At 74.6% G+C, this 12,621-nt stretch carries 8 protein-coding genes; 4 read left to right on the top strand and 4 right to left on the bottom strand.

The features are described from left to right. Nucleotides 1–103: 103 nt before the first annotated feature. The 4 genes from AC07F3_RS17835 to fusA form a co-directional block, all read right to left on the bottom strand. A complete protein-coding gene (locus tag AC07F3_RS17835) occupies nucleotides 104–3,133 on the bottom strand; it encodes an AAA family ATPase (RefSeq protein ID WP_479115065.1) in 3,030 nt (1,009 codons plus the stop codon). Continuing rightward, nucleotides 3,130–4,284 (bottom strand): exonuclease SbcCD subunit D, encoded by a 1,155-nt coding sequence (locus AC07F3_RS17830; RefSeq protein WP_479115063.1) that lies wholly within the window; start codon nucleotides 4,282–4,284, stop codon nucleotides 3,130–3,132. Before AC07F3_RS17830 ends, AC07F3_RS17835 begins: the two co-directional genes overlap by 4 nt. A gap of 93 nt (nucleotides 4,285–4,377) precedes the next feature. Continuing rightward, entirely contained in the window at nucleotides 4,378–5,004 is a 627-nt protein-coding gene (locus AC07F3_RS17825) for a YigZ family protein (protein WP_479115061.1), read from the bottom strand. A gap of 57 nt (nucleotides 5,005–5,061) precedes the next feature. Then, a complete protein-coding gene (fusA, locus tag AC07F3_RS17820; RefSeq protein ID WP_479115059.1) occupies nucleotides 5,062–7,128 on the bottom strand; it encodes an elongation factor G in 2,067 nt (688 codons plus the stop codon). A 533-nt stretch (nucleotides 7,129–7,661) separates the two neighbouring features. Here fusA and AC07F3_RS17815 point away from each other — a divergent pair. The 4 genes from AC07F3_RS17815 to AC07F3_RS17800 all read left to right on the top strand — a co-directional run bounded on the left by AC07F3_RS17815 (nucleotide 7,662) and on the right by AC07F3_RS17800 (nucleotide 12,573). Then, nucleotides 7,662–10,064: a polysaccharide lyase 8 family protein gene (locus AC07F3_RS17815; protein ID WP_479115057.1), complete on the top strand. Its 2,403-nt coding sequence runs from the start codon at nucleotides 7,662–7,664 to the stop codon at nucleotides 10,062–10,064. A 115-nt stretch (nucleotides 10,065–10,179) separates the two neighbouring features. Beyond that, a complete protein-coding gene (locus tag AC07F3_RS17810; RefSeq protein WP_479115055.1) occupies nucleotides 10,180–11,130 on the top strand; it encodes a squalene/phytoene synthase family protein in 951 nt (316 codons plus the stop codon). A 70-nt stretch (nucleotides 11,131–11,200) separates the two neighbouring features. Beyond that, nucleotides 11,201–11,608 carry a CoA-binding protein gene (locus tag AC07F3_RS17805; RefSeq protein ID WP_479115053.1) on the top strand — a complete coding sequence of 136 codons (408 nt, stop codon included), beginning with the start codon at nucleotides 11,201–11,203 and terminating at the stop codon, nucleotides 11,606–11,608. Between the two features lie 101 nt (nucleotides 11,609–11,709). After that, nucleotides 11,710–12,573 (top strand): alpha/beta fold hydrolase, encoded by an 864-nt coding sequence (locus AC07F3_RS17800; protein ID WP_479115051.1) that lies wholly within the window; start codon nucleotides 11,710–11,712, stop codon nucleotides 12,571–12,573. Nucleotides 12,574–12,621: the final 48 nt, after the last annotated feature.

The following is a 12,621-nucleotide window of genomic DNA, read 5'->3' as shown; positions in this document are numbered from 1 at the left end:
ACCGACCCTGCCGGGGGCGCGGGGAACTGCGCGAGCAACCAGGCACGGTCCGCAGCCGACCTGTTCCGCCGGAGGCTTTCGGGAAGGGGTGGGGCGGGGCGTTCTACGGGGTCCGGGGCGGAGCCCCGGCGAGCGTGCCCCGCAGCCGCACCGACGACCCCGCCCGGTCCTTCACCACCTCCAGCTGCGCCGGGATGCGGCGTCGCAGGTCGCCCACGTGGCTGACGATGCCCACGCTGCGGTCGCGTTCGCGCAGCGAGTCCAGCACGTCCAGGACCTCGTCGAGGGTCTGGTCGTCGAGGCTGCCGAAGCCTTCGTCGATGAACAGGGTGTCCAGCCGCGCCCCGCCCGCCTCGTCGGTGACCACGTCGGCCAGGCCCAGGGCCAGGGCGAGGGAGGCGAAGAACGTCTCGCCGCCCGACAGCGTCGCGGTGTCGCGTTCGCGGCCCGTCCACGCGTCCACCACGTGCAGCCCGAGCCCCGAGCGCCCGCGGCCGCCCCGCGCGTCGGAGTGGACCAGCGTGTACCGCCCGCCCGACATGCGCTGGAGCCTGGCGGTGGCGGCCGCCGCGACCTGTTCGAGGCGGGCGGCGAGCACATAGGACTCCAGACGCATCTTGCGCTCGTTGTCGGCGGAGGTGCCCGCGGTGAGCCCGGCGAGGCGGGCCACCCGCTCGTACTCCTCGCGCAGCGGGCCGATCCGGCGGGTCTCCTCCGTGGCCCGGGCGCTCAGTGTGCGCAGTTCCGCGCAGCGGGCGCGGGCCGCCGAGAGCGCCGACGCTGCCTCCCGCAGGGCCCGTTCGGCCGCGGCGGCCTCGGCGTCCGCCTGCTCGGTGCGGGCCGGCGGGAGCTGCCCGGCCGCGGCCGTGTCCGGCTCCGCGAGGCGCGCGGTGACAGTGGCCCGCTGCTGCTGCCACTCGTCGAGCCGGTGCTGGATGTCGCGCTGGCCCCGCTCGTCGATCAGCGCCGCCGATGCCGCGGCCGGGGTGTCGAACCCGGCCCGGAACGCCGCCTCCGAGAGCCGCCCGTCCGCCTCCTTGAGACGCTCGGCGCTGTCCTCGACGGCGCGGACCGCCTCCACCGCCTCGGCGAGGATGGCCGCGCGGTGTTCGAGCAGCCCGGCCTGCTCCGCCACGCTGGCCGCGCCCGCCCGCACCTCGCTCAACTCCCTCTCCAGCGCGGCCTGTTCACGGTCGAGGGCCTCGCGGCTCGCGGTGCGGGCTGCGATGTTCTGCTGCGCGGTGCGCTGGGCGTTCAGCCGCCGCTCGTGCTCCCGTTCGGCAGCCGCGAGCGCCTCGCGGGCCGCGTGCAGCCCGGCCGCCCCGTCCCGCGCCCCCGCGAGCGCCCGCTGCAACTCGTCGGCCGCGTCGGCCAGTTCGGCCGCGCTCGTCTCGCCCGCCTCGGCCCGCGCGACGGCGAGCTCCTGCCGTACGGCCAGGAGCGCGGCCTCGGCCTCGGCGCGGGCCCGATCGGCGCCGCGGTAGGCCTGCTGCGCGGCCTCCTCGCTCGCGCGGTCGACCTGGCCGGTGGCGGGGCGCGCGGGCGCGGGGTGGTCGACCGAGCCGCACACCGCGCAGGCCTCTCCCTCGCGGAGCCCTGCCGCCAGCTCGGCCGCGATGCCGCGCAGCCGCTCCTCGCGCAGCGCGAGCCAGTGTTCGTGCGCCGCGTTGGCCGCTTCGCGGGTGTCGCTGTGGCGCCGGTCGGCGGCGGTCAGACGGGCGGCCAGCGCGTCCCGCTCGCGGGCCGCGGCGAGGCGGCGCCGGGCCGGTTCGAGCTGACCGGCGAGCTGCTCGGCGCGGGCCGCCGCTTCGTGAGCGGCGTCGATGCGTTCCTGGTGGCCGAGGCGGGCGGCCTCCCAGCCCGCGAGCCAGCCGAGGCTGTCGGTGAGGACGTCCTCGTCGGCGCGGGCCTGCCGGTCGAGGCGGGCGCGCTCCTCGTCGATCTGCGCGCTGCGGCGCTCGGCCCGGCGGGCGGACTCCAGGGCGCCGAGGTCCTGGCGCATCCTGCGCTCAAGGGCGGCGAGCTGCTCGGCCCCGGCGTCGGCGAGCTCGGGGTGCAGCCGGGCGCGGGAGCGGTCCCGTTCGGCCGCGGCCGTGCGGTGCGCGCGCTGGGCCTGCTCCCACCATTCGAGCGCGGGCGAGACCAGCTCCGCCTTGCGGGCCGTCTCCAGGCGGGCGCGCAGCGCCTCCAGTTCGGGGCCGCGGGCCGCCAACTCGTCGGCGCCGCGCCGTGCTTCGGCGTACCGCTCCTGGAGGACGGCCAGCTGCCGGGCCTCTTCGGCGACGCGGCGGGCCGCGGCCTGGCGGCTCTCGGCGGCGGCCACGGCGGCCGACGCGATGTCGAGCCGCTCCTGTGCCCCGGCGCGCGCGACGGCCGCCCATTGCAGGACGGCCGACGCCAGACCCGGGTCGCCCGGCCGGGCCTCCGGCAGCGGCCACGCCCGCGCGTCGGCGCCGTCGCCCGCCGCCTGCGCCATCCGCTGGGCGAGGGCGAGCAACTGCTCGTCGCCGTCCTTCACCTGGCGCTCCGCGGTCTTGCGCAGCTCGGCGAGACGGTCCTCCACGGCGGCGAACCGGCGGGTGTCGAAGAGCCTGCCGAGGAGCCGACCCCGGGCCTCCGCGTCGGACCGGAGGAACTTCGCGAACTCCCCCTGCGGCAGCAGCACCACCTGGCAGAACTGCTCCCGGCTCATCCCGATGAGCTGCCCGAGCTCCTCGCCGATCTCCTGGTGCGAGCGGCTCAGCGCCTGCCAGGCGCGGGCCACCGGGTCGTACTCGCGCAGCCAGGTCTGCGCCTTCTCGGTGGTGAGGCCGTTGCCGCGCTTCTTGGGGCGGTCCTGCTGCGGGCGGCGGGTGATCTCCAACCGCCTTCCGCCCACGGTCAGTTCGAGCTGCACCTCGGTGAAGACGTCGGGGGCCGCGTGGTCGCTGCGCAGGGGCGTGCCCGGGCTCTGCCGGGCGCCGGGCACCGCTCCGTACAGGGCGAAGCACACGGCGTCCAGGACCGAGGTCTTGCCGGCGCCGGTCGGTCCGTGCAGCAGGAAGAGACCCGCGGCGGACAGCGCGTCGAAGTCGATCTCCTGGCTCCCCGCGAACGGGCCGAAGGCCGTGACGCGCATGCGGTGCAGCCTCACCGGGCCACCTCGCGCACGCCCTCGTCCACGCGTACGGCGTCGAACGCCCCGCGCAGCACCGTGCGTTCCCGGTCGTCCGGGCCGCTGCCACCGCGCACGTGCGCCACGAAGTCCTCCGCGATCTGCTGGTCGGTGCGGCCGCGGAGCCGCTGCGCGTACGAGGCGTGCGGGTCGTCGTCGGCCCGCTCGGGGTCGAAGGCCAGGCTCAGCGTGTGCGGGAAGCGGGTGCTGATCCTCGCCATGGCGTCGGGGGGACGCACGGCGTCGGTCAGCGTGGCCTCCACCCAGGCCTGTTCGTGGCGGGTCAGCGCGGCGTCTTCGAGGAGGCCTTCGAGGTGTCCCCGGATGCGGGCCAGGGGGCGGGGCACCGGGCAGTCGAGCCGTTCGGCGGTGACGGCTCCGTCCGCGGCGAGGTCCACCAGCCACATGGACTTGCGGTGGTCGGTCTCGGAGAAGGAGAAGGCGAGCGGCGAGCCCGAGTAGCGGACCCGGTCGGTGATCACCTGGCTGCCGTGGAGGTGGCCCAGGGCCACGTAGTCGACGCCGTCGAAGACCCCGGCGGGCACGGCGGCGACGCCTCCCACGGTGATGTCGCGCTCGCTGTCGCTCGGCTCGCCCCCGGCCACGAAGGCGTGCGCGAGGACGACGGACCGGGTGCCGTCGGGGCGGGTCGCGAGGTCGGCCCGCACCCGCTCCATGGCCGCGGCCAGCACCGCCTCGTGCCCGGCCTTCGGCGCTCCCAGCTCGTCACGGACCAGGGCGGGTTCCAGGTAGGGCAGGCCGTAGCAGGCCACGTCGCCGATCATGACCGGGGTGCCGCAGCCCGCCGGGTCGGTGCGCAGATGGATCCCGGCCTGCCGGATCAGCCCGGCGCCGACGCCGAGCCTGCGCGCCGAGTCGTGGTTGCCGGAGATCATCACGGTGGGCACCCCGAGGTCGGCCAGGCTGTGCAGGGCCCGGTCGAAGAGGTCGACGGCGGCCAGCGGCGGCACCGCGCGGTCGTACACGTCGCCCGCCACCAGCACCGCGTCCACACCCCGGTCACGGACCGTCGCCACCAAGTGGTCGAGGAACGCCGCCTGGGCGCCGAGCAGATCGACCCGGTGGAAGGACCGGCCCAGGTGCCAGTCCGAGGTGTGCAGGAATCTCATGATCCTCGAGGGTAACGGTGGGGTCTGACATCACGGGTGGTAACCGGGACATCCGATGGTTGCCCACGTCTCGCGCACCCCGTGCGGTACGCCTCAGCCATCCCCGTACGCTTCGCCGCCCAGCTCCAGGGTCGCCGTGCCCGCGGTCGCGTCGGCGAGCCAGGCGCGGAACGTCTCGACCTCGGCCTCGGGCAGCCCGAGCCCGATGCTCACCGCCTCCGCGTACCGCACCTCGCGCACCGCGCGGCCCATCGCGCGCAGGTCGTTCTCCAGTTTGCCCGCGCGCTGGTGGTCGACGGTGACGGTGACCAGGCGGAAGCGTCGGCGCACGATGGTGCCGAGCGCGTCCAGGGCCTCGCCGACGACTCCGCCGTACGCCCGGATCAGCCCGCCCGCGCCGAGCTTGACCCCGCCGTAGTAGCGGGTGACCACGGCGACCGCGTACCGCACCTCGCGCCGGGTCAGCATCTGGAGCATGGGCACTCCGGCGGTGCCGCCGGGCTCGCCGTCGTCGCTCGCCTTCTGTACGGAGGCGTCGGCTCCGATGACGTACGCGAAGCAGTTGTGGGTGGCCGTCGGGTGCTCCTTGCGGATGCGGGCGACGAAGTCCTGCGCCTCCTGTTCGGTCGCGGCGGGCGCGAGCGCGCAGATGAAGCGCGACCTGTTGATCTCGCTCTCGTGCACGCCCTCTCGGGCGATGGTGCGGTACTGCTCCTGCATCCGCCCAGCCTATGCGCCCGTCCCGCCCCGGCGGACCGGGGCGGGACGGGCGGGCGGCTACCGGGCCGCCAGGGCGGCGACGACCGCGGCGGGCACCGGCGCGAGGGGCGCGGGCCGGGTGGTGAAGGTGCCCCGGCCCTGGGTGCGTCCGCGCAGCCGCGAGGCGTACCCGAAGAACTCGGCCAGCGGCACCGTCGCCGTGATCACCGCGGTTCCGGCCGCGGCGGTGGACGCCGTCACCTGACCGCGGCGGGCCGCGAGGTCGCCCAGGACCGCGCCGACGCCGTCCTCCGGCACGGTCACCGTGACCTCGACGACCGGTTCGAGGAGCCCCATCACGCTCGCCCGCAGCGCCTCGCGCAGGGCGAACCGGCCCGCCGTACGGAACGCCATCTCCGAGGAGTCCTTGGAGTGGGTCGCCCCGTCGGTGAGCGTGACCCGCAGGCCGGTGACCGGATGGCCGCCGAGCGGACCCTCGGCGAGGGCGTCACGGCAGCCCGCCTCCACGGCGCGCGCGTACTCCTGCGGCACCCGGCCGCCGACCACCGTGGAGCGGAACTCGAATCCCGGCTCCGCCAGAGGCTCCACGTCGAGGACGACGTGGGCGAACTGCCCTGCTCCGCCGTCCTGTTTGACGTGCCGGTACACGAGGCCGGTCACGCCGCGCACGACGGTCTCGCGGTAGGAGACCTGGGGGCGGCCGACGGTGACCTCCACGCCCTGGTCGCGGCGGATCTTCTCCACCGCGACCTCCAGATGGAGTTCGCCCATGCCCGACAGGACCGTCTGGCCGCTCTCCGGGTCGGACCGCACCACGAGGGAGGGGTCCTCCTCGGCGAGGCGCGCGAGGGCCGCCGCGAGGCGCCCTGTGTCGGTGCCGAGGCGGGCCTCGACCGCCACGGAGACCACCGGCTCGGCCACCGAGGGCGGTTCGAGCAGGACGGGCGCGTCCGGTGCGCACAGGGTCGCGCCGGGCCGGGCGGCCTTGAGGCCCACCACGGCGACGATGTCACCGGCCATCGCTTCCTCCCTCTCCTCGTGCCGGTCGGCCTGGACCCGCAGGATCCGGCCGACGCGTTCGACGCGGCCGGTCGCCGCGTCGCGTACGGAGTCCCCCTTGCACAGGATTCCGGAGTAGACGCGTACATAGGTGAGGCGTCCGCGTGCCGTGGCCGCCACCTTGAAGGCGAGGGCCGCGAACGGCTCCGCCGGGTCGGGTGCCCGCTCCTGCTCGACGCCGTCGACCGTGCCGCGCACCGGCGGCATGTCGGCGGGCGAGGGCAGATAGGCGAGGACCGCGTCCAAGAGCGGCTCGACGCCGCGGTTGCGGTAGGCCGAGCCGCACAGGACCACCACCGCGTCCCCGGCGAGGGTCAGCTCGCGCAGGGCCCGGACGAGGGTCCGGGCGGTCAGCGCCGAGGCGGCGCAGAACTCCTCGAAGGCGTCCGGGTGGAGTTCCGCCACCGTCTCCTCCAGGAGGCGGCGCCGTCGGACGGCCTCGTCGAGCAGCGCCCCTTCGACCTCTCCCCTCACGCAGACGTCGTCGTGCCACACCAGGGTGCGCATCCGCACCAGGTCGACGACGCCGGTGAAGCCGTCCTCGCGTCCGATGGGCAGCTGGACCACGAGCGGCACCGCGCCCAGCCGTTCCCGGATGGAGGCGACCGCCGTGTCGAGGTCCGCGCCTGCCCGGTCGAGCTTGTTCACGAAGGCGATCCGCGGCACACCGTGCCGGTCCGCCTGCCGCCACACCGACTCGCTCTGCGGCTCGACCCCGGCCACGGCGTCGAACACCGCGACGGCGCCGTCGAGCACCCTGAGGGAGCGCTCGACCTCGTCGGCGAAGTCGACGTGGCCCGGGGTGTCGATGAGGTTGATCCGGTGTCCGTCCCACCGGCAGCTCACGGCCGCCGCGAAGATCGTGATGCCGCGGTCCCGCTCCTGCGCGTCGAAGTCGGTGACGGTGGTCCCGTCGTGGACCTCGCCCCGCTTGTGGACGGCGCCGGTCGCGAACAGGATGCGTTCGGTGACCGTGGTCTTGCCCGCGTCGACGTGGGCGAGGATGCCGAGGTTGCGGACGGCGGAGAGGGAAGTCGCGGTGAGGGGACGCCTGTTGGTGCGCATGGCCTGAGGCCTTTCGGGTGCTTTCGCGGAGGGTGCCCGGAGGATTCGGGCGGACTGGCAGCGCGATTCGGGACGGCGTCAGGCCGGTCGGCGCGGCCGTGAGGGCACGGCAACAGCGCTGCTGGCAAAGGGGCCTGACGGAGCGTCACGCAACTGCGGTGAGGGCCGCGCAGCCATCACCGGGCGATGCGAGACACCAAAATCACGTCGTACCGGGACGAGGGGGCGAAGGCCGCGGTGTGCTGCGTACGCATGGCCCGGCTCCCCTTCTCTTCGCTCGGCGGTCGTCACTCGACATGAGGCGCGCTGCCCGGTCGGCGGCGCGCAGGGCGAGTGTAGGGAGCGGGGCGCCGCGGCCGCACGGGGTTTTTCGCCCGCCCTGCGGCAGCACCGTCTTGGGCGTTGACTCGCTCTCCGCACCGGAGCTACCTTGAGCCCCGCTCCCGAGGTTCCCGTATGTGAGGGCTGTTCAAATAGCTGAATTCTTCAGCCGGATCGCTCCCTCCGGCCACGACCCGACGTGAGGACGCGCGATGTCGCTTGATCGCCGAGAAGTACTGCGTTACGGAGCCACCGCGGCCCTGACCACCGCGATCTCCCTCCGCCTGGGCGAGTCCGCGCTCGCGGCAGCGGGGCCGTCGGACGCGTCGGACCACGCCAGGATCGTGGCGGCCTACCGCGAGCTCCAGACGGGCCGCGGGCGCGCCTCCGCCCGGCGCGCCCGGGCCGTGGCCGCCCTTGACGAGGTGGCACTCGGCTACGACGCCACCATGGACGTGACCGGCGTCCAGCTCTGGGCGGACCTGCCGGTCGGCCCAGGCAGCACCTACTTCCCCACCATGTACTACCGGTTGAGGACCATAGCCGTGGACTGGGCCACCCCCGGATCCGCCCTGTCCGCCCGCCCAAACCTGCCCGGCCGCGTCGTGACCGCGCTCAACACCCTCTACCGCACCCAGTACAACGAACACACCCCGGAGAGCGGCAACTGGTACGCGTACGAGATAGGCGTGCCGTACTGGCTCCTCCAGACCGTCGTGGCGCTCGGCGACCAGCTGTCCGGCACCGACCGCGCACGGGTGCTGCGGCCCGTGCTGCGCTTCGTGGCCGACCCCAACCTCCGCACCGCGACAGCGGGGTTGGTGGAGACCGGCGCCAACCGGGCCGACAAGGCGCTGATCACCGTGGTGTCCGGCGCGCTGGCGGGCGACGCCGCACGGGTCGCCGCCGGTCTCGCGGCCGTGACCGACACCGCGGGCCACGGCGCCGCCGACCTCACCAAGCGGTCCACCGCGGGCGACGGTTACCGCACCGACGGGTCCTTCATCCAGCACGAGGTGGTGCCCTACCCCGGCCACTACGGCCTGGTCCTGCTGAGTGCGATCGCCGCGCTGACCTATGTCACCGACGGGACCTCCCGCCAACTCGCCCCGGACGTACGGGAGACGTTCGACCGGGCCGTCACCGAGACGTACGCGCCGTTCCTGTTCGCCGGGTCGATGATGGAGCCGGTCCGCGGGCGGATGCTGTCCCGGCAGGGCGAGACCGGGCACGACGCCGGGCACCAGTTCATCGCCGCCGTGGTGCTCCTCGCCAGGACCGCCGCCGAGCCCGCCCGCTCCCGGCTCGCCCGGCTCGCCGCGCGCTGGATCGCCGAAGGCACCTGGGCGCCCTACCCCGACGTCTCGGGCCTGGCGCGGTTCTCGGGCGGGCTCCAGCCCGTCGGGGTGCCCGAGGTGGAGTTCGCCGAGCAGCTCCCCGCCCTCCGGCCCGGGCCCGCCGTCCGCGAACACCGGGTGTTTCCCCAGATGGACCGGATGGTGCACACCGCCGACGGCTGGTCGGCGTCGCTCGGGGTCGGCTCGCGGCGCATCTGCCGGTACGAGTCCCTCAACGGCATGAACCTGCACGGCTGGTACACCGGCGACGGCGTGCTGTACACCTTCCTGCCCGGCCGGCAGGGCCACTACAGCGACGCCTACTGGCCGACCGTCGACGCCACGCTCCTGCCCGGCACCACGGTGAAGGACGCGGCGCCGCCCCCGCTCCTGACCGACCCGCCGCGCACGACCACGGCGTACGCGGGCGGGGTCCGCTTCGACGCCGCGCACGGCGCGCACGGGCTGGACTTCGTCTCCCAGGACGGCACCCTGACGGCCAGGAAGTCGTGGTTCTTCGCCCCGGACGCGGTGATCTGCCTCGGCGCCGCCGTCACGGACGGCTCCGGCGCCGCCGTCCGGACGGCCGTCGAGAACCGCAACCTGGGCGAGCGCGGGACCGCCCGGCTCCTGGTCGACGGCCGCCCCGTCGAAGCCACGCCGGGTGTGACCACCGTCGTGCCCCGGGCCCGGTGGCTGCACCTGGAGGGCACGGCGGGTTACGTGCTGCTCGGCGGGCAGCCGGTGACCCTGCTGCGCGAGGACCGCACCGGCACCTGGCTCGGCGTCGACACCGGGGCCAACACCCATGGCACACCCGACCCGTACACCCGCCGCTACCAGAAGATCGTGCTCGACCACGGAGCCCGCCCCGCCGGCGCGCGCTATGCCTACGCGGTGCTGCCCGGCGCCTCGGCGGCCGCGACGCGCCGGGCGTGCGGGCGCTGGAAGGTCCTTGCCAACTCGGCCGCAGTCCAAGCGGTGCGCATGGACGGGCAGTTGACCGCCGCGACCTTCTTCGGGGCGGGCGCGGCCGAGCGGGTCCACGTCTCCGGGCCCGCGGCCATGATGTGGGGCCGCACCACGCACGGGCGGACGTTCGCGCTCTGCGACCCCACCCAGACGCAGGACACCGTACGCGTCACCGTGGCCGGGCCCGGCCACCGCGTCCTGCACGCCGACCCCTCCGTCACGGTGATCGCCACTCGCCCCTCGCTGGTGGTGGACGTCGAGGTGGGCGGGTCGTACGGGGCCACCCACACGTTCACGACGGCCTGACCCGCGCCCCGCCACCCCGCCGTGATCAACTGGTCCCGGGGGCGCCAGAGCCCCGGCGTGACGGAACGGCCGCCCGTGCGGGACCCATGGCGGCCCAGAGCGGGAGACGGAACAGATGAGCGCGTGGAATCAGGCACTCGACGCTGCGGGGATCCACGACCCCGGGCTGCGCGACGACTACACGCGCCAGCGTGAACTGACCTCCCGCTTCCGGCGCAGCGCCTATGTGGCCGCGAAGATGCTGCTGCCCGGACCGCTGTTCCCCCACGTGGTCGCGGCGACCGCCTTCATGCACCACGGCGACAACCTGCTCGACAGCGGCCCGAAGGACGGGCGCGCGGCGGCGTTCGCCCTCTGGGAGAGCCAGGTGCGCGAGGCCTTCACCAAGGGTGACAGCGACCACCCCGTCATCCGCGCACTGCTGCACACCAGCACGGCCCATCCCACCCTGCGCGGCCACGTCGAGGATTATCTGCGCACGGCCCGCGCGGACCTGGAGTTCGCCGGATTCGCCACCGAGGCGGACCACCAGGCCTACATCGACGCCTACTCGCTCCCCGCGTTCATGCTGGTCGCCTGTCTGCTCGCCCCCGACGGCGACGGGGCGGACTTCCGCGCGGCCTGCCGTACGTACATCGACGCCAGCCAGCGGCTCGACTTCGTCAACGACCTCGCCGAGGACCTGGCGGACGGGCGGCTCACCCTGCCGCGCGAGACGCTGGAGCGCTGCGGGGTCACGCGCGAGGACCTGGAGCAGGCCCGGGACCTGCCCGGGACACAGGAGTTGATCGGCCTGGTGCTCGGGCAGGCCCGCGACACCCTCCTCGCGAGCCGACCGCTGGTGCGGCTCGTCCCCGCGCCGGGGCGGCCGCTCGTCCGCGCCCTGATGGCGCTCGACGACCTCACCGCGACGGCGGCCGCCCGCAAGGGGACGGGGCTGCTGAAGGGGGCGGCCCGGCCGTCGGTGGTGGGGGTCGCGCGCGTGCTGCTGCGGGAGTACGGCGAGGCCCGGCGGCTGCGGCGGGTCGGACCCGTCGGCCGGGAGGGCCTCGCGTCCAGGGTCTGACAGGAATGCCGCCCCGCCCGGGCGCGTTGTCCCGGTGACCGTGGACCGAGCGAGACATCCGGGAGAGCCCGTGCACGCCGATCAGGAAACCGTTCGCAAGATCCTCACCGGGACCGGGGACACCTGGGCCGTGGTCGGTCTCTCCACCAATCAGGACCGCGCCGCCTACGGAGTGGCCCGGGTCCTTCAGCGCTTCGGCAAGCGGATCGTGCCCGTCCATCCCAAGGCGGAGACCGTCCACGGCGAGCAGGGCTATCCCTCGCTCGACGCCATCCCGTTCCCCGTCGACGTCGTGGACGTGTTCGTCAACAGCGAGCTCGCCGGAGCCGTCGCCGACCAGGCCGTCGCCATCGGGGCCCGGGCCGTCTGGTTCCAGCTCGGCGTCATCGACGAGCACGCCCGCGACCGCACCCGCGCGGCCGGGCTCGACATGGTCATGGACCGCTGCCCGGCCATCGAGATCCCCCGCCTCGGCTGAGCGGAGCGGCGCCCGCCGCCCGCATTCGACGAGTGCGGGTATGTACCACTGAATCGCACACGCTCATACTGTCGCCTACCAGACCTACGGGGAGGCACCAGTTGGGGGAGCTGATTCGTACCAGGGACGGGCGGGACTTAGCGGTCGAGAACTACGGTAACCCTCAGGGAAGACCGGTGTTCCTGTTGCACGGCACCCCGGGGAGCCGGCTGGGCCCGGCGCCCCGCAGCGCGGTGCTGTACCGCCTCGGGGTCCGCCTCATCACGTTCGACCGGCCGGGGTACGGCGATTCGGACCGGCTGCCGGGCCGCCGGGTGGCGCACGCGGCGGCCGACGTGGAGGCCATCGCGGACGCGCTGGACATCGACGAGTTCGCCGTGGTCGGCCGGTCCGGCGGAGCCCCGCACGCACTGGCCTGCGCGGCGCTGCTCCCGGACCGCACGGCGCGGGCGGCGGCCCTGGTGGGGCTCGCGCCACGCGACGCGCAGGGGCTCGACTGGTTCGAGGGGATGACCGAGTCCAACGTACGGGAGTACATCAACGCCGCAGCCGGACAACGGCAGTTGACCACGGCCCTGGAGATGCGGTCGATCACGATCCGGTCCGATCCGCGCCGCTCGGTCGACGACATGCGGCACGGCCTGCCCAAGCCGGACCGGCCCATCGTCGCGGACGCCGGGATCAGGGCGATGCTGGAGCGCAACTTCGAGGAGGGGCTGCGCAGTTCGGCCGACGGCTGGGTGGACGACGTCATGGCGTTCAGCAACGACTGGGAGTTCCAGCCGCAGGACATCACCGCACCGGTCCTGCTGTGGCACGGCGAGCAGGACGTGTTCGCCCCGGTGCAGCACACCCGCTGGCTGGCCGAGCGGATCCCCGGCGCCCAGCTGATCGTCGAGCGGGGCGCGGCACACTTCGGGGCGCTGCGGGTGCTCACCCGCGTGCTGAGCTGGGCCACCTGGTGAGCGGCGGGCAGCGCCCGGGCCGGTGGGCCCGAGCACTCCCCGCGTCCC

The organism is Streptomyces sp. NPDC045846, assembly GCF_056431605.1.
The sequence above is the reverse complement of the archived record's forward strand: the minus strand, read 5'-3'. Positions and strand labels throughout refer to the sequence as shown.